The sequence below is a fragment of the Arcicella sp. genome (assembly GCF_964672035.1).
The window spans coordinates 1-23,712 of record NZ_CBABQS010000044.1 but is presented as its reverse complement, the minus strand read 5'-3'; the positions used below and the strand labels follow the sequence as shown (position 1 = coordinate 23,712).

Here is a 23,712-nt window from a genome sequence, read left to right as displayed (position 1 = left end):
AATATATGTTAATGTTTTCATGTATTTAGCAAAAAAAAGTTAATAATTACAATCACAATGTTCAATGCACTCGATTAACTTCATTACGTCCCGTTCTTTCAAAGAATAAAAAACATTTAACCCATCTTTTTCGGAACGCAAAATTCCCTTTAATTTCATGTTAATCAAATGGTGGGAGAGGAGCGACTGTTCACATGCCAAGACATCACAAATATCGTTAACTGACAATTTTTCGTTTTGAGAAAGTAAATCCACAATCGCCAGACGAGTGGGATGGGCAACGGTTTTCAGAATAAAAGCCGCTTTTTCGAGTTTTTCTTTGTTTATTTGGTAGGCTATCGTTGCCATTTTAATTGATGATTTTGATTTAGTTTGCAAATATATATTAATATATTTTCATATATTAATATTATATAAAAATGTTTCTACTTATCTCCACCGATTTCAAAAACTCGTTTTTATCCAAGCCTAAATCAACTTCTTGATCATCAAAGTATTGTATCATATTTTGAGTATTAATATTTCCAACCAATTCATCTTCTGCCATCGGGCAACCACCAAAACCGCCAATTGCTCCATCAAAACGACGACATCCTGCTTGATATGCCGACTCAATTTTCATCTGCCAAGTATCGTTCGTGGCATGAAAATGAGCCCCAAATTCAATATTTGGATATTGAGAAATTAAATTTGTGAAAAGTTCTGTAATAGTTCGTCTATTAGCCACACCAACAGTATCAGAAAGTGAAATACTTTTGATGCCTAATTGACTCATTTTCTCCGCCCATTTCGCCACAATTTCTACATTGTAAGCATCGCCATAAGGATTTCCAAAACCCATCGGAAAATAGATAACTAATTGTTTATTAGACTTTTGGCATAGGTTTTTAATTGTCTCAACCGTTTTAAAAGCTTCTGAAATTGAACTATTGGTATTGCGTTGTTGGAAGGTTTCGGAGATAGAAAATGGAAAACCTAAATACTGAATTTTCTCAAAACCAACGGCCGTTTCAGCACCACGAACGTTAGCAATTATGGCTAATAATTTGGTGTTTGTTTGGTCTAAATCAAGTCCTTCATATACTAAAGCGGTATCGGCCATTTGTGGAATAGCTTTCGGAGAAACAAAGCTGCCAAAATCAAGCGTATCGAAACCTACTTTCAATAATTGGTTTAAATATTCAATCTTTTTTTCAGTTGATATCCAATTTGACCAGCCTTGCATGGCATCACGGGGGCATTCGATGATTTTTATATTTTTCATTCGATAAATATAGCTTTTTAAGTTGAAAATAATTTTCAACGTTCAAATTACTAATTTCAATCTTAATATTTTAGATAACCGAATCCAATTCTATAATATTTATCGTATGTAAGAGGATAGCCGTTCATTAGGCATAATTTTTGACGTTACAAACCAAAGATTATTTTGTTAATTTTAACTATTTCGAGCTAAAATTTGGATTATTCCGTAAAATACTTTTTTAAGGAAAGTCTAAACGAATAATGTATTGTTAATATTTGTTAATGGTAATTAATTTTTTTGGTATTTTGTTGTGAAATAATACAACAACCACTATCTTTGGTTTAGCCTTTCGGGAATATCCCATGAAAGAACAAGCATTGTCACTAAAAAAAATAAAAAAAGATACAATTTGAATAAAAGCTTTACGTTAACTAAATAGATTTATCAAAATGGAAAAAGTCCATGTTAACGACAGTGAACTTGTATCACTTTATATCAAAAATAGTGACGAAAAAGCCTTCGAAACGCTTGTTCGCCGTTACAAATCCAAAGTTTATACCACGATTTATTTGATTGTTAAGGATACCTTCGTAGCCGAAGATTTAATGCAAGATGTTTTCATCAAAGCAGTAGATGTTTTACGTTCAGGAAGGTATAACGATGAAGGTAAATTTTTGCCATGGGTGCTTAGAATAGCGCATAATATGGCAATTGATTATTTTCGTCGTGATAAACGCTATCCAAATGTTGTATTTGAAGATGGTAGTAGTGTATTCAACACGCTTGATTTTGCTGAGGACTCTTACGAGGAAATCCAAATCCGTGAAGAATCGCACGCTCATCTGAGAAGCCTGATTAAAATGCTTCCCGACACGCAGAGAGAGGTTTTAGTAATGCGTCATTATGAGGACATGAGTTTTCAGGAAATTGCCGATGCTACTGGAGTGAGCATCAATACAGCACTTGGAAGAATGCGTTATGCGTTGATAAATCTACGCAAAATGATGAGCAAACATTCTCCAAGCTATGATACAAACCTTTACGCAGCATGATGTTATCCGTTACGTCTATCAAGAAACAACGGAAGCAGAAGACCTTTTGATTCAGGACGGATTCGTCCATGACCCCGAAATGTTAGAATTTTATTTAGATATGCTCGATGTGAAAGCAGGTCTTGATAAAAGTTATCGTCAACCTTCCGAACATAGTGTAGATAATATACTTGCGTACTCAAGGAACCATGAAAAGAGCCATCAATTCCATGCTGTTTAGCATGGGTTGATGGCTCTTTATAATTCATCTTTACAACCGTAGCGTTTCATGATGTTCCAAGAAATCTTGGTATGTTAATGCTATGCCTTCTTGTAATTCTATTGTGTGCTTCCACCCTTGAGCGTGAAGTTTTGATACGTTTATCAGTTTGCGAGGCGTACCGTCTGGTTTATTGGTATCCCAAATTAAATCACCCTCAAATTTCACTATTTTACAAACGGTCTCGGCTAATTCCTTGATGGTTACGTCTTTGCCCGTTCCAACGTTTATAAACTCGGGTTCGCTGTAATTTTCCATCAAATACACACAGGCTTCAGCAAGGTCGTCGGCGTGTAAAAATTCACGCATCGGCGAACCCGTTCCCCAAAGCGTAACGGATGCACTTCCAGTGGTTTTTGCTTCATGAAACTTACGAATCATCGCTGGCAAAACGTGAGAATTTTGAAGGTCATAATTATCATTGGGTCCGTACAAATTAGTCGGCATTACTGATATAAAATCACATCCGTATTGTTTTCTGTAGGCTTCACAAAGTTTAATTCCTGCAATTTTGGCGATAGCGTAAGGCTCATTGGTTTCTTCCAAAAATCCACTCAAAAGATATTCTTCTTTTAAAGGTTGTGGGGCAAGTTTTGGATAAATACAAGACGAACCCAAGAACATCATTTTCTCCACTTTCGCCTCATAAGCACTATGAATGACGTTATTCTGGATGGCTAAGTTTTCGTATAAAAAATCAGCTCGGTAGGTGTTATTAGCAATAATGCCCCCTACTTTTGCGGCTGCTAAGAAGACGTATTCTGGTTTTTCGGTTTGAAAAAAAACTGAAACGGCTTGCTGATTGCGTAAATCAAGTTCTTTGGAGGTACGAAGGACAAAATTGTGAAATCCTTTTTCTTGTAATTTCCGATGTATTGCCGACCCGACCATGCCTCTGTGTCCTGCAATATAAATTTTTGAATCTTTTTCCACGTATGAGTTGAATGTTTGTGCGTTTTGGCGAAATGGCTTGAATATTGTTATCTTTAATCAAGAATAAAATTCGTAATTTTCCGTTTTACAAAGATAATACATTCGCTTTAATCATTCTTTCAATGAAACTTTTTTCTCAATTATTAGCATTAATATTCTTGCTACTCGCACTCAATTCTTTTGGGCAAGTGGAGGACGAATTTAAGACTAAAGCTAAGCCCAAAACCGATACTTCTGCCAAGAAAAAGGCGGGGCTTTTGGGTGGTTTGATTCAAACGGATATTTTAGATAACATCAAAAATGCCAAAAAGACGATTAAGGACGTAAAAGAAGATATTAAAAATAATAAGGATGAATTCAAAAGACTTAAAGGCGAAGCGGGTGACCTTTCGGAGGATTTAGGCTTAAAAATTGGGAAGTCGAAAAAGAAAACAAAGGTTAAGAAAAAGCCAAAAGATGAATACGAAGATATTAAGTTTGAACTTCGGATTGGCGAGTATGGTTCAGGAACGAGATTGACGGTCGAAGAGATTAATGTGCTACGAAATCCTGATGAAGCCGAACCAAGTATTTATGCCAAAGAAATTTGGTGGTATGATCCTAAATTAAGACGGGTTACTAACGTACCAAGAAAAGATAAAGATTACGGTGAAATTTGTCATGGACCCTATAAAAAGTATGTAAACGATGAGTTAGTTGAGGAAGGATATTTTTATGTGGGGGTAAAAGATGGACGTTGGGAAACCTATAATCATGAATATATTTTATTATCAAAAGAAAAATATCGTGATGGTTTTTTGGCGGATTCGAGGATTACTTATTACGATAAAGAAGAAACTAAAGTAAAGGAAGTGATACCGGTAAAATTCAATAAAGTAACGGGCGATTATCGGTCTTTTTATATTGCAGGGCAATTGAAAGAAGAAGGTAAATTTGATGATAGCGTGAAGGTAGGGCGTTGGCGAGAATATCATCAATTTGGTACTGGAGGGCGTTTAAAGAAGGAAACTTTGTATGCAAAAGATAAATTTGACTTTACACCCGCCGAGGTTTTGGTGGAACGAGATGATAAAGGAAAAATTATTTATGAAGCGCCGAAGAAAGTGAAAAAGAAGGAGGATGAGGATAATTGAGTTGTTGTTCTTGTTAATTAAAGGAGGTTATTGAAATTTAATTCAGCGACCTCTTTTTTCTGTGTATTTCCACTAACGATGGGGATAAAACTAAAGCAATTCTTTTCAATTTAATGTTAAAATGGATCATAATTATGAAATGTTGTTTCAGTTCCTGTTGTATCATTGATGCCATTGTTGGTATTTTTCCACCAACAAAATTGGCGGAAACACCTTTAGTATTAAACGATGAACACCAAAAAAATACTCCTTTTTACTTATCAAAAAATTTACTTATTTGCTTTCAAATACCATTATTTTGAAAGCAAATATTTCTCATAAAAAAAGTCCCTCCAAAACAATTTGAAGGGACTTTTTTTACAAACTAAACCAATATTTTACAAATCAACGGCGCAACCGTAAGCTGCTTCAGTTGCTCCTTTGATGGCTTCTGAAATCGTTGGATGTGGGTGAATTGAAGTCATAATCTCGTGAGCGGTTGTTTCTAAACGACGAGCTACGACTACCTCCGCAATTAATTCAGTTACATTGTATCCAATCATATGTGCTCCTAAGAGTTCACCGTATTTTGCATCATAAATCACTTTCACAAATCCGTCTCTTGCGCCTGCTGCCGTCGCTTTTCCAGAGGCTACGAATGGAAATTTACCCACTTTAATTTCATATCCTGCTTCAATCGCTTTCTTTTCAGTTAAACCTACGGAAGAAATTTCTGGTGTGCAGTAAGTACATCCTGGAATATTAGAATAATCCAATGCTTCGACGTGATGTCCCGCAATTTTCTCAACGCAAATGATGCCTTCCGCAGAAGCTACGTGTGCAAGGGCTGGCCCAGGCGTAGCGTCACCGATAGCATAATATCCTGGCACGTTGGTTTGGTACCATTTATCCACCGTGATTTTACCTTTATCAGTCGTAATGCCTACTTCTTCCAAGCCAATATTTTCAATATTTGCGATGACACCCGCCGCAGAAAGTACAATATCACAATCGAGTGAAATGTTGCCCGTTGGTGTTTTTACGGATACTTTACAGCCTTCACCTTTGATATCAACGGCTTCAACGGTTGAACTTACGTGGATGACCACGCCCATTTTTTTGTATTGTTTTGCCAATTCTTTTGAAATGTCTTCATCTTCAATCGGCACAACGTTTGGCATAAATTCTACAATGGTTACTTTCGTTCCCATCGCTGCGTATACATAGGCAAATTCAACGCCAATTGCTCCGGAACCAATAATTACCATTGATTTTGGCTGGGTTTCTAAGGTCATTGCCTTGCGGTATTCGACCACTTTCACGCCATCAATCGGAATGTTTGGTAAGGCTCTTGCTCTTGCACCCGTAGCAATCATGATGTTTTTTGCATCATAAACGGTTACTTTTCCGTCGTTGGCATTTACTTCAACTTTCTTGTTTTTCAAGGCTTTTCCGTTGCCCATAATAACGTCAATTTTGTTCTTTTTCATCAAAAATTGAACGCCTTTCGACATTGAATCAGCCACGCCACGAGATCGTTTGATAACCGCTCCGAAGTCGGCATGAGATTCAGAAACCGTGATGCCATAATCAGCAGCGTGTTTGATATATTCAAAAACTTGTGCAGATTTTAATAATGCTTTTGTGGGAATACAGCCCCAATTAAGGCAAATACCACCCAAAGATTCACGCTCGACCACCGCACATTTCAATCCCAATTGTGAAGCTCGGATTGCTGCCACATATCCACCAGGACCAGAACCAATCACGATTAAATCATATACTTGTGCCATTTTGTTATATTTTAAGAGAATAATACAATTTTGAGGTACAAAGATAATCACATACTGAATAAGGAAGAGTTTTTTTTAAAAATGTATAAGTTTTATTCTATTTTGGCATTATTACTCATCAATTAAGATTCAATAAACCTTTATTTTCAGTATTTAGAGTCGATTAGAAAAGATAATAAAATAATTGAAAAAAATTAATTTATTTTGTGAAATTTAATATTGTTCTAAACAATAGATAAAGGCTTCTATTTTAAGTTTAGCGGAAATTAATAGTTCATATTTGAAAATCAATAATCATATTTATCATGAAAAAACTTTTTACCCTAATTGCTATTTCATTCTTCTTTTTTTCTCCACTTGTTTCCGAAGCTTCCCATTTTAGATACGGTCATATCACATGGACACGCACACCTGGCACAAGAACGGTAACTTTCACCGTTACAACCGCTTGGCGTTATGACTTCACAGAAACCATAAATTTAGATTTTGGTGATGGCACTACTTCTGGTTCAGCCGTAGGAACTGAAATACTGTATGTTCCTAATGATTACAGGGTGTATCAAACCCAGATTACGCATACTTATGCCACAGATGGGCCATTTACGGCCTCTTTTTATAGCTGTTGTCGAATATCAACGCTTCAAAATGGTGCAGATGATAATTTTTGGGTTTCCTCAGTTGTGTGTTTATCCAACAATAATTTAGGTTCTCCTACCTACACATCTCCCGTAATCATTGAGATGAATAGCGGAGGAAATAATCAATTTCAATTGGTAACATCCGAACCAGATGGTACGCCTATCACGTATTCAACTTCGGCAATTCAAGGGTTGAGTTACCTTCCAACGATTGGCTCAAATGTGGCTTCTGTGAGTTCTGCGGGAGTTATTTCCTGGAATACAACTGGTAGTTCGATTGGACAATTATACCAAATGAAGGTAGTAATGTCGGATGGCTGTGCAAAGTCAGAGATAGATTTTATTATTAAAATAGTTGCCTGCCCGCTTTCCTCCACCTTAACGGGGACTCAAACGATTAGTCAAGGGCAAAACGCTAATTTGAGCTTAACCTTTAACGGCACTTCGCCCCCTTGGACTTACCGATTATCGGGTACGAGTACGGATGTAACAACTTCAACATCCCCAACAACAATTACCGTAACACCCAGTGCTACCACTACTTATTCAATCACTTCGTTAAGTAGTAATTGCGGCTTAGGTACTCCTTCGGGAAGTGCCATTATTACGGTAACAAATCCGATTAGTTTAGTGAGTTGTTTACCACTTAACGGCAATGCTAATGATCAAATTGGCTCGAATAATGGCTTTATTTATGTGAATGGAGGAAGCAATTCTTATACCACAAATCGAAATGGAACGTCAACTTCTGCCCTTTCAATTAGTAATGGTTCTTACATAGAAATGCCAACGACTAATTTACTGAATAATTATTTCACTCATTCGATGTGGATATCACCTTTAAGTTTACCTATAAGCGGTAATAATAGTTATTTAGTTTCAATCGGAGGAATTGCTAATTCACAAGATATTTATATTGAAAATGCCTCTGGAACGTATAATTGGGTTTTTAAATCATCGGTTAATACGGGTATTGTAGAAATTAGATATCCAGCGAATTTAGTTGTGGGGCAATGGTATCACGTTGTAGCTGAAAAGAATTCGAGTACATTTCAGTTGTATGTAAATGGTGCTTTGGTTCAAAGTGCTTCGGCTACTGGACTTACTGCACTTTATTCAGCTTCTTCAATCGGAAGATTGGGTACGCAGAGTTCAGGTGTGGCTAATTTATTTAATGGTATAATTGATGATGTTCGCTTGTTTACTGGTGGATTGAATGCTTTACAAATAAACGCCTTATTCAATTCAACCCTTGATTGCCCGAGTATAATTGGTATTCCCCTCATTTCACTGACCAGTATTTCAAACAGTTCTCTTTGTAGAAATCAGTTAACTAACGTAAATTTTCAACAAAGCGGCGTAATTTCTGGCTCCACTTATACGGTTCAATTATCCGATGCAAACGGAAGTTTTACCAGTCCAATAAATATTGGAACTGGCACAGTTTCTCCCATTCAAGTTTCTATTCCGAGTACGGTTACAGCTTCAGGAACGGGCTTTTTGGTTAGGATTATTAACGGTGCTACAACCAGTACGAACATATTGCCGCTCACTATTTTACCAACTACAACAGCAATCATAACGGGTACAACCACTATTCTTGAAGGGCAAGCGGCTAATTTAAGTATTAGTTTAACTGGAACTGCCCCTTGGACTTATAGCATTTCAAATGGACAAAGCAGTACTTCTTATACAAGTTCAGCTGCTACTGCAACTCAGAGTGTTTCGCCACTTAGCACTACAATATATACACTCGCTAACGTAAGTGATAATGGTTGTGGCACTGGTACGGTTTCGGGAAGTGCTGTAATTACGGTAAATCCTGCTTTACAGTTATTGGCTTGTTATCCATTCAATGGTGATGCACAAGATAGCAAAGGAACGCACGGGGGAACTGTTAATGGGGCAACTTTAACAACTGACCGTTTTGGAAATGCCAATAGTGCTTACAGTTTTGATGGAAATAGTTATATTCAATTGGCTAATCCAGATGATTTCAAAAATAATACTTTTACTTATTCGGCTTGGGTAAATGCAAATGATTTACCTGGTTTAGAAGTAGCAAGAACTATTTTATCAATTGGAAACGATGGTGCAGACCAACATTTTAGACTGTTCAATTCAAGCGTAACATCTGGTCCTGCTTGGAATTTCAATTCTTATATTGGAAATGGAGTATCAACCCCACTACTTTTGTCCTATACTTCGGTTGTGGCAAATACTTGGATTCACGTTGTTGTAACCCGGTCTTTAACCGGAAGAAAGGTATACGTAAATGGTATTTTGTCAGTTAGTGATGTAGGCTTATCAAGTCCATATTATGCTACGCCAACTTTGGCTACAATTGGCTCAAGATATAATGGAATACAAAAGTTTTATGGCAAAATTGATGATGTTAAAATCTATAAAGGCACACTGAATGATGCACAAGTAACGGCTATTTATTTAGCAGAACAACAATGTCCAACTGTTGAAACAGGAGGATTAATAACGGCAACCAGTTTATCAACCAATGGCTCTTGTCCAAGTGGAAGCCTTAGTGTAAATGTGGTTACCAATAATATAGTAGCAAGTTCTGGAAGTCCACTAATTGTTCAGTTATCTAATTCGTCGGGATTATTTACAAGTCCAGTTCAGATTGGCTCGGGAACTTCAAGCACAATTTCGTGTAGTATTCCCACGAATACACCTGCTGGTAATTATAAAATTCGGGTTGTTTTTGGAACGTCTCCAAACCAAGTAATTAGCGTTAATAATTTACCATTAATCATCAAACAAGCGGTTACGGCTACTATTTCAGGAACATCAACAATCGTTAGTGGTGGCTCTGCTCCTTTAACCTTAAACTTCACTGGTAATGGGCCTTGGACGTACCATTTATCGGGTACTTCTACTGATATTTCAACTTCAATAACGCCAACAATCATCAATGTAAGTCCAGCATCAACAACAACTTACACCTTGTTGCTCGTCAGTAATGCTTGCGGAACAGGAACGACTTCTGGAAGTGCATTGATAACAGTAAGTGTACTACCACAGTTATTAGCATGCTATAAATTTGATGGAAATGCACAAGATTCAAAAGGAAATCATCATGGAATAGTAAACGGAGCAACTTTAACAACAGACCGTTTTGGGAAGGTAAATGCCGCTTATAATTTTGATGGCGGGAGTAATTATATTCAGTTGAATAATTCAACTGATTTTGGTATTACTGAATTTACATGGTCGGCTTGGGTAAATGCAAGCGTGTTAGCTACGCTGAATGTTCCAAAAACTATACTTTCAATTGGAAACAGTGCAGGAGATCAACATATCAATATGTATTATTGGGATATTAGTGGTCAATCTGGTTGGAACTATGGCTCTTATACAAGCCCAACAACCGCAGCACTACCTTATCTAATTTCATATAATTTTGTTTCAACAAATAACTGGGTCCATATTGCGGTTGTAAGAACACTAACTGAGAGGAAAATGTACATTAATGGGCAACTTGCTGTTGGTAATACAGCTGCTCCAGCATTTTATAACACTCCAATCTTAGCAATTATTGGTTCGAGATATAATGGAATACAAACTTTTAGTGGTAAAATAGACGACGTTAAAATCTACAACGGTGCATTAACCGATGATGATGTATTATTGCTCTACAATGAAGAACAAGGCGAATGCTCTTCTCCGTGTTCGGGGATGATATTTTCTGTAAATTCTGGTAATTGGAATTCACCTTCTACGTGGTCGTGTAGTAGAATTCCTGATTTGACAGATAAAGTTTTAATCAAAGCTGGACATACCGTTACAATTTCGGCAAATGATGCTAAAGCAAGAAAATTGGTCAATAATGGTCAGGTTTCTCTGGCAAATTCAACCAGCAAATTAACCTTTGGAGCAGCACCAACCCAAACAATAACTTATATCAGTCAGCCTGGGCCAATTAATGGCAAAGATGCAGAAGTAAGTTCTTACAATCCCACACTTACAAATCCTGATGCGAATTTTACCAATATTTTCGCTTGGACAATCAGTGGTACATCGAATATAAAAAGAGTTTATATGGGGTTTGATTTAGCTTCAATACCCACCAATGCGGTAGTTGATAGTGCTTTTTTATCCTTATATTTTAGTCAAGCATTTTTAGCAAGTTCACAAGGCTCTTTTTATACTGGACATATAGGTGACAATGCTTTTTTCATTAATCGTGTAACTGGCAACTGGGCTGAAAGTGGAATTTCGTGGAATACACAACCTTCGTTCACGAATACAAATCAAGTTTCAATTCCTGCATTTAGTAATTACAGACAGGATTATCAAAAAATGAATGTGAAGAATTTAGTGTCGGATATGGTAGCTAATCCTTCAAATAGTTTTGGGTTTATGCTGGGTCATCAAGTTGAATCTCCTTATAAAATCACCATTTTTACAACAAGTGAAGAAACAGATGCTTCCATCAGACCAAAACTGCAAATTTATTATCATTTACCTTAAATACAGTCTTAATTTACAAAAGCCTATTAAGCCAAAAGTTTAATAGGCTTTTGTTTTTCTGTATCTTTGCAAACCGCAAAATCATTGTCAATTATTGGACATTGCGTTTGATTAATAAGGTAAAAATCACTCATTATAATGAATAACTCAAGCAAAACAACTTTCGAGGAAACCAGTTATCAATCGCATGAATCTTGGTTTGCCAAACAATATCCAGACGAAGATAAAAGGTTGGAAACCATTAAAAAGTGGCAACAAAGCGTTGAAGATAAAACCGTAGATTATTGGATACACGAACAATTATTTCAATTAGCTAATCCTTTAATTAAACCCAACGAATCTTGGGTAACAGTTGGGGATGGCTATGGTTTTGATGCCAATTATTTTGCTCGAAAAGGTTGTAAAGTAATGGCTACGGACATTGGAGGAGCTTTTTTACCCTTAGTAAAATCGCAAAATTTGATTAATGACTATTCGGTTGAAAATGTAGAAAAACTATCCTTTGCCGATAATTCTTTTGATTACGCTTTTTGTAAAGAAGCCTTTCATCATTTTCCCCGTGCCTACATGGGCGTGTATGAAATGATTAGGGTTGCCAAAAAAGGGATTATTTTAATAGAACCCCAAGACCCGCTAACAAAAATGCCATTGATGTTGGCAATCAAGAATATTCTTGACCGTTTTGACCCAACCATTTTACAGAAATATTGGAAGAATAGATATTCATTTGAAGAAGTCGGGAATTATGTTTTCAAACTATCTGACCGTGAAATGGAGAAAATTGCGATGGGAATGAATTTGCCTGCTATTGCTTTTAAAGGGATAAATAACGCTTATTGGCAACCTGGTTTAGATACTGAAATTGCCAATGAAAAATCGGCCGCTTTTAGAAAAATTCTATCAAAACGTAAACGAGATAATTTTCTTTGTAAGTTAGGAATATTGCCTCATCAGGTACTGAGTGCAGTGATTTTCAAAACTTTACCCGATAATGAAACCATTCAAAAACTAAAAAATGATGGTTATTTGTACTACGAATTTCCGAAGAATCCATATTTATAGTTATGTCGATGCGACCGTCGTTCGGTTCGATAATTGATGCTCGATATTCGTAAAACTATTAATCCCACAAAGCCCTTTGATTAAAAAATCGAAGGGCTTTGTTTTTATCCCTATCTTTGCATTCCAAAAAAGAATTGGTAAAAACTTACATTATAAAACAATTTTCACGCATGACAAAAGACAGGTTCAATGACCTGAAAGCCAAAGTAGAGGCTTTGAGGAGGTATCTTTGACTACGATAATAAGAAATTTCAGATTGAAGAATTAGAAGTCGTAACGCAAGACCCTGAGTTTTGGGGAAATTCAAAAAAAGCAGAAATTACGATGCGACAAATTCGTGAATTAAAATTCTGGACAATCGGTTTCGACCAACTTAATCAATTGATGGGCGACCTCGAAACAATTTGGGAATTCTACGACATGAATGAGGCATCGGAAGAAGAAGTCGATGCCGAAGGAGCAAAATTAGAAGAGAAATTAGCCGAGTTGGAGTTCCGTAAAATGATGTCCGACGAAGGTGATAATCTATCTGCCGTTATTGAAATCAATGCGGGTGCGGGTGGCACAGAGTCGCAAGATTGGGCGAGTATGCTCATGCGTATGTACATTATGTGGGCGGAAAAAAATGGTTTTAAAATCAGAGAAGTTGACCATAACGACGGTGATACGGCTGGTATTAAATCGGTTGTGATGGAAGTTGAAGGTGAATACGCCTACGGAAATCTAAAATCTGAAAATGGTGTTCATCGTTTGGTAAGAATTTCACCATTTGATTCAAACGCTCGTCGTCATACCTCTTTTGCTTCGGTGTATATCTCGCCTTTGGTGGATGATACCATCGAAATTTACATCAATCCAGCCGATGTTAGTTGGGATACATTCCGTTCGGGCGGTGCTGGTGGACAAAACGTAAACAAAGTAGAAACGGCAGTTCGTTTAACCCACAAACCTTCTGGAATTATCATTGCGTGTCAACAAGAACGCTCGCAATTAATGAATAAAGAAGTTGCCTTGAAAATCTTAAAATCAAAACTTTATCAGATAGAAATTGATAAACGAAACGCTGCTCGTGCGGAGGTAGAAGCGGGTAAAAAGAAAATCGAATGGGGTTCACAAATCAGAAGTTATGTGTTGGATGATAGACGAGTGAAAGACCACCGAACTGATTATCAAACCTCAAACACAGATGCTGTTTTGAACGGTGATATCAACGAATTTATTAAGGCGTATTTAATGGAGGCGTAAAACAAACAAGGTCGTAGGAATCAATTTCTTGCGACCTTTTTCATTTGTTACCTAAATCACTTATATCCGTCTTATTTATCCAAACCCCTTTCATTGGCATTCAATTTGTACTAAATTTGTAGTTCTGACGTTGCTTGAATAACCCACAATTACCCTTTAATGTTAAAACGATTATCACTATTTTTCCTAACACTTATCCTATTTTGGGTCGTATTTCGCACGCCCGTAATTGGGGAGTTTAACAACACGCTTTTACATTTTTTTAAGCCATCAAAAATCGCTGTAAAAAAGGTTTCTCATAGCATTTTTCCGCCTCCTCCTGCATTTAATACGAATAGTTTACTCGCTGAAAATCAATGGGTTGATAGTGTATTTCTATCCATGGATATTGATCAAAAGATTGGTCAGTTTTTCATGGTTGCCATTAATCCAACGCACGGAGAAGCGCATTATAAACACATCGAAAATCTGATTGCGAATAACTATATTGGTGGTTTAATTTTCTTTCAAGGAGAACCTTATGCTTATGCCAATTTGAATAATCGCTTTCAATCAACTACTAAAATCCCTTTATTAATCGGAATTGATGGCGAATGGGGTTTGGCGATGCGAGTGAATTCGACGATGGCATTTCCAAAGCAAATTACGCTCGGGGCAATTCAAGATAATACCTTAATTTATAAAATGGGCGAAGAAATTGCTCGCCAATGCAAACGCTTAGGAATTCACCTCAATTTTGCTCCCGTTGTTGATATAAATTCTAATCCAAATAACCCCGTCATTGGTTATCGTTCTTTCGGAGAATTGCGTGAAAATGTAGCCCTAAAAAGTAGTGCTTACATGAAAGGAATGCAAAACAATCAGTTATTGGCTTGTGCAAAGCATTTTCCTGGACACGGAGACACGCAAGGAGATTCGCATTTTACGCTTCCCCAAGTATCGTATACGGCAGAACATTTGAAGAATGTAGAACTCTATCCATTCCAACAATTAATTAATGATTCGATAAAAACGGTCATCGTTGGGCATCTTCAAGTTCCATTTTATGACTGGCGACCTGCTACGCTTTCTCAAAGTATTATTACCAATTTATTGAAAAATGAAATGGGATTCAAAGGTTTGATCATCACCGATGCTTTAAATATGAAAGGTGTGCATCAAGGACAGGAAATATCATCAGGAGAAGTTGATTTGCAGGCATTTATCGCTGGAAATGATATTCTTTTATACTCCGAAAATATTCCTGAAGGCACCCGTAAAATCAAAGAAGCCATCAATGCGGGCTTAATTCAACAAACGGATATTGACGCACGGGTCAGAAAGATTCTTCATGCCAAATATTGGGTCGGATTGAATCAGTTTAAATACATTGATAGCAACAATTTATACCAAGATTTAAATACGCCCGAAGCGACTCAAATCAAGCAGGAATTGTATAATAATGCCATTACGGTGGTAAAAGATAGCAAGAATATTTTGCCTTTCACCCCTAATAATGGCACGTTTATTTCGATAAATTTGGATATTGCTGAAGACAATCGTTTTCAACAAGAATTAAGTAAAATAACGCCGTTTCAACACTTTGCGAGTACTTCTAAAACGGACGAAGCATTTTTCAATTATGTTCTTCAAAGTGTGGATTCTACCACAACAGTTGTATTGAGTGTTCACGGTATTAATAAAAAATCTGCCAGTAAATTAGAGGTTAGTTACAATGTTCAAAATTTTGTGAAACGATTGGAACAAAAAGCTCAAAAAGTGGTAGTTTGCGTATTTGGAAATCCGTATAGTTTGAAATATTTTCCAGAACCAACAGCTTTAATTTGTGGCTACGAAGACGACCCAACGGCTTATCAAGCCATGGCAAGAGTGCTTTTTGGCGAAATTCCTGCTACTGGTAAATTACCCGTTTCGGTAGAAAATATTTTCAAAGCGGGCGACGGAATAAACCTGTCGAGTATTGGAAAACTAAGCACCGCATCGCCCGAAAGCGTAGGAATGAAATCCACTGAATTATCAGCCATTGAGCCATTAATTCAATCCTCTATTGCGCAAAAAATATTCCCAGGTTGTCAAGTTTTAGTCGCTCGTAAGGGTAAAATTGTTTACGAAAAAAACTTTGGAAAATTATCGTACGATACTAATAGTCAGCCAGTTAATCAAAATACAGTTTATGATTTAGCTTCTGTGACGAAGGTTTCGGCAACGCTTCAATCTTTAATGTATCTCTACGACCAGAAGAAATTTAGCTTAGACGAAAAGGCTTCCCTTTATTTGCCCGAATTGAAAGGAACAAACAAGGAAAGTATAATTATTAAAGATATTCTTTGGCATCAAGCGGGATTAGTAGCCTATATTCCTTTTTGGGAACGTACTCGTATTCCTTTAGGTTGGAAAACGGATTTTTATAGTCCTAAACAAACCGAAGAATGTAATTTGTGTGTGGCAGACGGAATGTACGCAAAACCAGCCATTAAAGATTCCGTTTGGCGTTGGGTGATAAAATCGCCATTGATGAATAAAAAAGACCGAGATGGCTTGTATCCTTACGTGTATAGCGATTTAGGATTAATGATTTTACAACATCTTGTTGAGCGGTTAGCGAATCAGTCCTTAGATGTTTTTACAACAAAAAATTTCTACGAACCTTTGGCAATGAACACAACGAGATTTAATCCTCTGAATTATATTTCAAAAACGCAAATTGCTCCCACGGAAAACGATAATTTATTCCGTGAAAGGCTTTTACAAGGAACAGTACAAGACCAAACGGCTGCCATGTTAGGCGGAGTTTCAGGCCATGCGGGCTTGTTTAGTTCGGCATCCGACTTGGTAAAATTACTCCAAATGAACCTCAATAAAGGAAGTTTTGGCAACAAACAATTTTTGAGTGAATCAACGATAAATCTCTTCACCAGTAGTCATTCAGCAAGAAGCCAAAGAGTTTTGGGTTGGGACAAATTACCTTCGGACGGTGAAAGTAATTTCGTTTCTAATAAAGTTTCTCTCAGTTCTTACGGTCATTCGGGCTACACAGGCACACTCGTATGGCTTGACCCAGACAAGGAATTAGTCTTCGTTTTTCTATCGAACCGTGTAAACCCATCGGCCGCCAATAATAAGATTAATACCTTAAAAATTAGACGGAAAGTGATGGATGTGGTTTATAAGGCTTTGGAGTAAATGCTTTAAATTTGACCGATTTTTTACCGCTACGAAAATGTGTTTAGAGAATATTCTTCCGTAAAAACCGTTTTAAACCTTAGCATTAATTGAATATTTCCAACATGAAAACACAAAGAATTTCCCTAATAATCCTATCAATCTTCGTTCTATCGGGCGTGGCAGTTTATTTTAAATCTTGTCAAAAACCTACCGAAACACCCACGGAAGACGTTTCATTAATTCCTTCGCCTGATTTCAAAGCCGATTCTGCTTACGCTTATGTGAAAGCACAGGTTGATTTTGGTCCAAGAGTTCCGAACACAAAATCACATCGAGAATGTGGTGATTATTTAATCGCAAAGTTGAAGCAATTTGGTTGCGAAGTTATCAGTCAAGATTTTGTGGCAAACAAATATGATGGTACAAAAATGAACGCCCGTAATATCATCGGAAGCATTAATCCGAAGGCTGAAAAACGCATTTTATTAACTGCCCATTGGGATTCTCGTTCAGTGGCAGATAAAGATTCAGTGAATAAAAAATTACCGATTGATGGCGCAAATGACGGCGGAAGTGGGGTTGGTGTTTTATTGGAAATTGCCCGTTCTATCCAAATCGCTCAACAAAAACCAAATGTAGGCGTTGATATTATTTTCTTTGACGTAGAAGACCACGGCGAACCAGAAGATTACAAAGGCGAACATAATGTTAACTCTTGGGGTTTGGGATCTCAGTATTGGGCGGCGCATAAACACAAAGAAAATTACACCGCTTATTACGGAATTTTGTTAGATATGGTTGGTGGAAAAGGGGCCATTTTTCCGCATGAGGGGGAGTCTATGAGATACGCTCCCATGATTGTTCGCAATGTTTGGGATATTGCCAGTCGCTTGGGATATTCAACGGTTTTTGTGGATGCCGAAGGCGGAGGTTTAACAGACGACCATACGGCAGTAAATGACGTAGCCAAAATTCAAATGATTGATATTGTGGAACTTCATCCTAACAGCCCAAAATTCTTTTGGCAATATCATCACACCCACGGCGATAATATTACCAATATTGATAAAAATACCCTCAAAGCAGTTGGACAGACAGTTTTATCGGTTTTGTATCAGGAGTAATTCTAAAAAAGATAGATTATTAGCGTATAACCTGATAGCCATTTCTGACTATCAGGTTTTTTCTTGTACTTTTGTATCATCAACAACCAATCTTTTATCAATGGAACAAACCGAACAATTACAATTCGTACACCTTAACGACCTTCATGTGGCTCTCGGAGCTAAAATGGTGCCTTTTGCGGGTTATTCAATGCCCGTTTTATACACAAACCTTATCCAAGAACATTTGGCGGTTCGTAATTCCGTGGGCGTTTTTGATGTCTCTCACATGGGTGAGTTTGTGGTTAAAGGCGAACGGGCTACGGAGTTTTTGCAATATGTAACTTCCAATGATGTCTCTGCTTTGGTCGATGGCAAAGTGCAATATTCATGTTTACCAAACGATAAGGGCGGAATTGTGGATGACCTTTTGGTGTATAAGCGCAACGATAATGAATATTTTTTGGTCGTAAATGCCTCGAATATTGAAAAAGATTGGAATTGGATGCAATCGCACAATTCATTTGGGGTAGAAATGCAAAACATCAGCGAAGGCATGAGTCTTTTTGCAGTACAAGGTCCAAAAGGTGTTGCTACGATGCAAAAACTTACCGATTTAGATGTAAGTTCGATGGAATATTATACTTTCAAAGAAGGAACTGTTTCAGGTATTAGTGATGTATTAATTGCTACAACAGGTTATACTGGTGCGGGAGGAATGGAAGTTTATGTGCCAAATGAACACGCAGAAGCCTTATGGAAAGCCATTTTTGAGGCTGGAGCAGAATTCAATATTATACCTGTTGGTTTGGGAGCAAGAGATACTCTGCGTACAGAAATGGGATATTGCCTTTATGGACACGATATCGACGATACCACTTCGCCAATTGAAGCAGGTTTGGGTTGGATTACAAAGTTCAACAAAGAATTTATCTGTTCTGATTTACACAAAAGAATCAAAGAAAATGGTACGACAAAGAAATTAGTAGGCTTTGAAATGATTGATCGAGGCATTCCAAGACAACATTACGAAATCATGGATGCTGCAGGAAATATCATTGGTGAAGTAACTTCTGGAACTCAATCTCCTTCCATGAATAAAGGCATTGGAATGGGTTATGTGGCAACAGAATATGCCAAAAATGGTGCTGAAATTTATATCAATATTCGTAACAAATATTTGAAGGCAGTGGTAACAAAAATGCCTTTTTTGATTAAAAAATGAAAAAAATAGACGTTTGCTTAACCCCTGAATTATTACATCTTCACGACATCGAAAACTCAATCGTAGTAGTAGTTGATATTTTTAGAGCCACTTCTTGCATGACAACCGCCTTCGCCAATGGTGTGGAGGCAATTATCCCGGTTGCTACGCTTGATGAGTGTGTTTCCTATCAGCGCCAAGGTTATTTATCAGCCGCTGAAAGAGATGGAAAAACGCCAGAAGGCTTCGATTTTGATAATTCTCCGTTTAGTTATATGACTGAAAAAGTTCACGGTTCAACCATCTGTGTGACTACAACTAACGGAACATTAGCCATTACAAAATCCAAATCTGCTGTAAAAGTAATGATTGGTTCGTTCTTGAATTTGGGAGCATTAGCAACCTATCTCCGTGACCAACAATACGATGTTTTGATACTTTGTGCGGGTTGGAAAGGCAAGCCAAATTTGGAAGATACCCTTTTTGCTGGAGCCTTAGTAGAACGCCTCAACAATGAATTTATAGTTGAGGAAGATGCCGCTCTGATGGCACAGCGATTATACGCTTTGGGCAAAGATGATTTGTTGGCTTGCGTAGCTTCATCTTCGCACGTAAAAAGGCTACAACGTCTTGGTATTCAGAAAGATATTGCTTATTGCTTACAACATGATTTATATGATGTGTTACCTGTTTTGAGAGGAAATTCTTTGGTTAAGATGTAGAGATTTCTAAAAATAATTAAGTCAGAATGTTACATTCTGATTTAATTGACTACCTCCCCAACTCCCTCAAAATAGCCTCCGTATCCTCTCCCAAAATCGGCGCTGCCCAAGATGGTTTAGCTTCGGTTTCTGAGAATTTTAGGGGGATACCAATAGATTTTAATTTCCCCGCCGTTGGGTGTTCAGTTTCAATAATCATTTGTCGGGCTTGGAGATGTGGGTCGTTTTCCAAATCTTCCAATCCATAAACTGGACTAATCAAAAGGTCATTTTCTAAGCCAAAATCTACCCACTCCGATTGCGTTTTTTCTAAAAATAAGCCTCCAATCAAATTTTTGAAACTCAATAATTGTTCTGAATTTTGAGGAACCATAAACATTTTCCAGTCGGGTTTATTAGTCAAATCACAAAATTTACTCCAAAATTTGGGTTCTAATGTTCCCAAAGCGATGTATTTTTTATCCTGACATTCATAAACGCCATAATTTGGCATTCCACCAGAAAGTGGTAAAGTCCCTCTTTCTGAGGCTTGATTAGTAGCTGAATAAATAGCGTAAGAAACCGATAATAAAGGCATTACTGCATCAGTCATTGATACATCTACGTGTTGCCCTAAGCCCGTTTGGGTGCGTGAATGTAGTGCCGAGAGCGTTGCAATTACACTCATGTACGAACCTCCCGCAATATCCGCCAATTGTACGCCTGGAATGGTTGGAGAGGCATCTTTATCACCCGTGATTCCCAATACTCCTGCGTAGGCGATATAATTCAAATCATGCCCTGCTAAGTGCGCATAAGGTCCGGTTTGTCCATAGCCCGTTATGGAAACGTAGATTATTTTGGGGTTTACTTTTTTGGCTTCTTCATATCCCAATCCAATTTTATCCAAATAATTTGGTCTGAATTGCTCCACCACCACATCGGCAGTTTTTATTAATTCAAAGAAAATCTTACGTCCTTGTGCTGATTTATAATCCAAAAACATACTCTTTTTTGAACGATTATACGCCAAATAATTCACCGATTCTCCCCCCACAAAAGGCGGAAAAACCCGTACATAATCAGGGGCATTTGGGTCTTCGATTTTAATAACTTCTGCTCCCATATCCGCCATGAGCATTGTTCCCAAAGGTCCTGGTAATAAGCGAGTTAAATCTAAAATTCGGATTCCTTGAAGTGGGCCAGTTTGTGGTTTTCGAGACATATTTTATTTATATAAAATATTACGGGAGTATATACTTAAAAATGCAGTTTGTTAATTTGGGTCAAATTTGCAAACTGCATTTTTAAGTACATAGTTCCAAAATATTAATTCAAACTTTCTTCTCTAACAATTCTTTCCATCCACATCACACACCTCTCCTACGACGGTTTCAATTGCCATTTCTTTAGAAACTTTCTCTAAAATTTCGGCAAAAACCTCCGAAGGCTGAGCGCCCGAAACAGCATATTTTTGATTAAAAATAAAGAATGGAACGCCCGTTACGCCCAATTGCTGATAATAATTCATTTCCGCTTTTACTTCATCTGTTGCTATCTCCGAATGAATAATTGACAATGTTTTTTCAGCTGCCCAACCACATTTTTCTAAAAGTTCAACTAAGATATTTTCTTGCGTAAGGTCTTGTTTATCAACGAAATACGCCTTCATAAATGCTTCTTTTACCTCCGATTGAATCCCATCTTGCAAAGCTACCGTAAGTATGCGATGAAGGGTAAAAGTATTGATGGCTTTTGGTAGCTTCGAAAAGTCAAAATCCAACCCTTCTACTTGTGCTACTTGTTCAACTTGGTGGAATTTTTCGACAAAATTATTGCCAAAACGGTTTTGCATATAAATTTGGAAATCCATGCCCGTAGTAGGAACTGAAGGGTCAAGTTGATAAGCCCGATAAATAATTTCTACCTCTTTAACTTGCACATTATCAGAAGATTGTGTATCTTCAATAGCTTTTTCAAGTCTACGTTTACCGATATAACACCACGGGCATACAACATCAGACACCACGTCGATACGTATTACATTTGCTTTGTTCATTTGATTTATATTTTATCCTTCGCAACCATATACAGATACATACCGTAATGGTTAGGCTGGAAGGTACTATTAAAATTATTAATTAACTTCAAACCAGTAATTTCTAAAAGATAACTAACAACTGCTCGCATAAATTCCACTATTTTTTTTAATTGTTGAACATTCTGATAATCAGAAAGTTATATGTCCGTATCATTAAATATTAAGACTATTATGAAAAAAGTGTATTTATTATTTTTTGTTGCCTCAATTGCACTAACCTCGTGCAATCGTAATGGGTTTCAGGTAGGTACTGCCTGCCACAGGGAAATTGAAGATGAAGTCTTTAAACCTAATTATGCATCATTTACAACCGTTGAAAAGCAGTTTAGCATTGTTGATACAACCTATCAGTTTCAAGCAGTGATTGATGAAATAGGAAATCAGATGAAACTTCGGGGTTATCAGGACTCCAAAGATCGCCCCAATTTGATTGTTTTTTACGCACTTTTTCCAAGTGATGTAAATCTTTCAATCCTCCAACGTTCGTTTAGAGGCTTAGGAAAGGAAAACATGAACGAAGAACTCCGTAGAATAAAACTGAGAAAAGGAACACTTCTTTTACAGTTTGTCGAGAACGATACGAACCGTCCAATTTGGATGGGATACGCAGCGGGTATTGCCGCACCAGAAACGCACAAGATAGACGAAAAAGCCCTCAGGGTAGCTACAAGGCAGATTTTTGATAATTATAAAATATTTGCTAAAGATTACATTGCGGGTAGAACTATGGTAACTTCACAGGTTTTAGCGAGTAAATAGTTTTCAGTAGGAAGTTTTCGGTAAGTATGTCAGTTTTTCAAGATTGATTGCCTACTGAAAACTGCCTACTTTTTTACTAAAAAGTAAGCATCTCTATAATTTCCCAATGTTGCGGAAACATTTCTATTAATTCTGCCCGATTCTTCATTTCAAAATCATCAAAATCGAAACCTGGCGATACCGTGCAGCCCAGCAAAGAATAGCTATTCAATAACGCAGGCTTAGACCCAAACCACACACCAGCGGGTACAACAGCTTGAAAGACCTCTCCATTTTCGGGATTATTTCCCAAACGAAAAACGTCTAATTTTCCAGTTTCATCAATCATAAAAACGTCCAAAGGACAGCCCGCATAAAAATGCCACATTTCGTCAGATCCTATCCGATGAAGCGCAGAGATATGATGACTTTCTAAAAGGAAATAAATGCCCGTTGCAAAACTGCGTTCGCCTTTAAAGCGGCTTGGAAGGGCATTTTGAGGAATTTTTTCGGAAGAACGATAGGTTTCTGCAAAATATCCACCTTCGGGATGGGTTTGCATTTGGTAGTGTTCTATCCAGAATTTTGGTGGGTTATTCGATGACATCTTTAAAGAATCTTTCGTCAAAATTAAATTTTTCAATATTTTTTATCTTAACTTCTTGGAAATCAGGGTGTAATGGGTTGATAAGATAATTAGTTTCTTGGAGAACTACTGCCGAAGGTACACCAAAAGCAACGGATTGTTCTTCAATCAACCATCGGTCTGTAAATTCCGCCTGACCTGAGGGTTCAAAAATTTTATACCATAAATCTGGTAGCAATTTAGGGTCAAATAACATGATGCTTTCGTCAGGTATTTCCAACGTAAC

At 37.3% G+C, this 23,712-nt stretch carries 18 protein-coding genes; 10 read left to right on the top strand and 8 right to left on the bottom strand.

Annotated elements, in window-relative coordinates; translation table 11 throughout:
- Positions 1-39 precede the first annotated feature (39 nt).
- A complete protein-coding gene (locus tag AC1W31_RS12830; RefSeq protein WP_481734852.1) occupies positions 40-348 on the bottom strand; it encodes an ArsR/SmtB family transcription factor in 309 nt (102 codons plus the stop codon).
- 61 nt (positions 349-409) lie between these two features.
- On the bottom strand, positions 410-1,264 hold the full coding sequence (locus AC1W31_RS12825) for a hydroxymethylglutaryl-CoA lyase (RefSeq protein ID WP_481734851.1): 855 nt from the start codon (positions 1,262-1,264) through the stop codon (positions 410-412).
- Positions 1,265-1,695: 431 nt separating this feature from the next.
- Between AC1W31_RS12825 and AC1W31_RS12820 the strand changes: the two genes are divergently transcribed.
- Complete coding sequence (locus AC1W31_RS12820) at positions 1,696-2,298, top strand: RNA polymerase sigma factor (protein WP_481734850.1); 603 nt, start codon at positions 1,696-1,698, stop codon at positions 2,296-2,298.
- A 250-nt stretch (positions 2,299-2,548) separates the two neighbouring features.
- Here the strand turns inward: AC1W31_RS12820 and fcl are convergent, their stop codons facing one another.
- Positions 2,549-3,490 carry a GDP-L-fucose synthase gene (gene fcl, locus AC1W31_RS12815; RefSeq protein ID WP_481734849.1) on the bottom strand — a complete coding sequence of 314 codons (942 nt, stop codon included), beginning with the start codon at positions 3,488-3,490 and terminating at the stop codon, positions 2,549-2,551.
- A 122-nt stretch (positions 3,491-3,612) separates the two neighbouring features.
- On the opposite strand from fcl, the gene AC1W31_RS12810 reads away from it, so the two are divergent.
- Complete coding sequence (locus AC1W31_RS12810; RefSeq protein ID WP_481734848.1) at positions 3,613-4,623, top strand: toxin-antitoxin system YwqK family antitoxin; 1,011 nt, start codon at positions 3,613-3,615, stop codon at positions 4,621-4,623.
- Positions 4,624-5,000: 377 nt separating this feature from the next.
- On the opposite strand, the gene lpdA is transcribed toward AC1W31_RS12810, so the two are convergent.
- Positions 5,001-6,395, bottom strand: coding sequence for a dihydrolipoyl dehydrogenase (lpdA, locus tag AC1W31_RS12805; RefSeq protein WP_481734847.1), 1,395 nt, complete (start codon positions 6,393-6,395; stop codon positions 5,001-5,003).
- A 305-nt stretch (positions 6,396-6,700) separates the two neighbouring features.
- Here lpdA and AC1W31_RS12800 point away from each other — a divergent pair, with 305 nt between their 5' ends.
- The 7 genes from AC1W31_RS12800 (at position 6,701) to AC1W31_RS12770 (ending at position 20,022) form a co-directional block, all read left to right on the top strand.
- Positions 6,701-11,521, top strand: a complete 4,821-nt coding sequence (locus tag AC1W31_RS12800; RefSeq protein WP_481734846.1) for a LamG-like jellyroll fold domain-containing protein — start codon at positions 6,701-6,703, stop codon at positions 11,519-11,521.
- Positions 11,522-11,659: 138 nt separating this feature from the next.
- A complete protein-coding gene (locus AC1W31_RS12795; protein WP_481734845.1) occupies positions 11,660-12,583 on the top strand; it encodes a class I SAM-dependent methyltransferase in 924 nt (307 codons plus the stop codon).
- Positions 12,584-12,753: 170 nt separating this feature from the next.
- Positions 12,754-13,828 (top strand): peptide chain release factor 2 gene (gene prfB / locus AC1W31_RS12790; RefSeq protein ID WP_481734844.1). Its coding sequence is split into 2 segments (ribosomal slippage): positions 12,754-12,804 and positions 12,806-13,828, totalling 1,074 coding nucleotides; the frame shifts between segments, so codons are not numbered across the junction.
- A 159-nt stretch (positions 13,829-13,987) separates the two neighbouring features.
- Positions 13,988-17,011, top strand: a complete 3,024-nt coding sequence (locus tag AC1W31_RS12785) for a serine hydrolase domain-containing protein (protein ID WP_481734843.1) — start codon at positions 13,988-13,990, stop codon at positions 17,009-17,011.
- Positions 17,012-17,115: 104 nt separating this feature from the next.
- Positions 17,116-18,117, top strand: coding sequence for a M28 family peptidase (locus AC1W31_RS12780; RefSeq protein WP_481734842.1), 1,002 nt, complete (start codon positions 17,116-17,118; stop codon positions 18,115-18,117).
- A gap of 100 nt (positions 18,118-18,217) precedes the next feature.
- The gene (gene gcvT / locus AC1W31_RS12775) at positions 18,218-19,321 is read left to right on the top strand and encodes a glycine cleavage system aminomethyltransferase GcvT (RefSeq protein WP_481734865.1); all 1,104 of its coding nucleotides are present in this window, start codon (positions 18,218-18,220) and stop codon (positions 19,319-19,321) included.
- Entirely contained in the window at positions 19,318-20,022 is a 705-nt protein-coding gene (locus AC1W31_RS12770; protein ID WP_481734841.1) for a 2-phosphosulfolactate phosphatase, read from the top strand. The genes gcvT and AC1W31_RS12770 overlap by 4 nt, the downstream gene beginning before the upstream one ends.
- Before the next feature lie 49 nt (positions 20,023-20,071).
- On the opposite strand, the gene AC1W31_RS12765 is transcribed toward AC1W31_RS12770, so the two are convergent.
- Together AC1W31_RS12765 and AC1W31_RS12760 are read right to left on the bottom strand one after the other, a co-directional pair.
- Complete coding sequence (locus AC1W31_RS12765; RefSeq protein ID WP_481734840.1) at positions 20,072-21,226, bottom strand: CaiB/BaiF CoA transferase family protein; 1,155 nt, start codon at positions 21,224-21,226, stop codon at positions 20,072-20,074.
- 123 nt (positions 21,227-21,349) lie between these two features.
- Positions 21,350-22,060 carry a DsbA family oxidoreductase gene (locus AC1W31_RS12760; RefSeq protein WP_481734839.1) on the bottom strand — a complete coding sequence of 237 codons (711 nt, stop codon included), beginning with the start codon at positions 22,058-22,060 and terminating at the stop codon, positions 21,350-21,352.
- A gap of 183 nt (positions 22,061-22,243) precedes the next feature.
- Between AC1W31_RS12760 and AC1W31_RS12755 the strand changes: the two genes are divergently transcribed.
- Positions 22,244-22,861 carry a DUF4136 domain-containing protein gene (locus tag AC1W31_RS12755; RefSeq protein ID WP_481734838.1) on the top strand — a complete coding sequence of 206 codons (618 nt, stop codon included), beginning with the start codon at positions 22,244-22,246 and terminating at the stop codon, positions 22,859-22,861.
- A gap of 76 nt (positions 22,862-22,937) precedes the next feature.
- Here the strand turns inward: AC1W31_RS12755 and AC1W31_RS12750 are convergent, their stop codons facing one another.
- The gene (locus tag AC1W31_RS12750; protein WP_481734837.1) at positions 22,938-23,447 is read right to left on the bottom strand and encodes a cupin domain-containing protein; all 510 of its coding nucleotides are present in this window, start codon (positions 23,445-23,447) and stop codon (positions 22,938-22,940) included.
- A partial coding sequence (locus AC1W31_RS12745; protein ID WP_481734836.1) for an RES family NAD+ phosphorylase occupies positions 23,434-23,712 on the bottom strand: 279 nt, incomplete at its 5' end. The genes AC1W31_RS12750 and AC1W31_RS12745, both read right to left, overlap by 14 nt.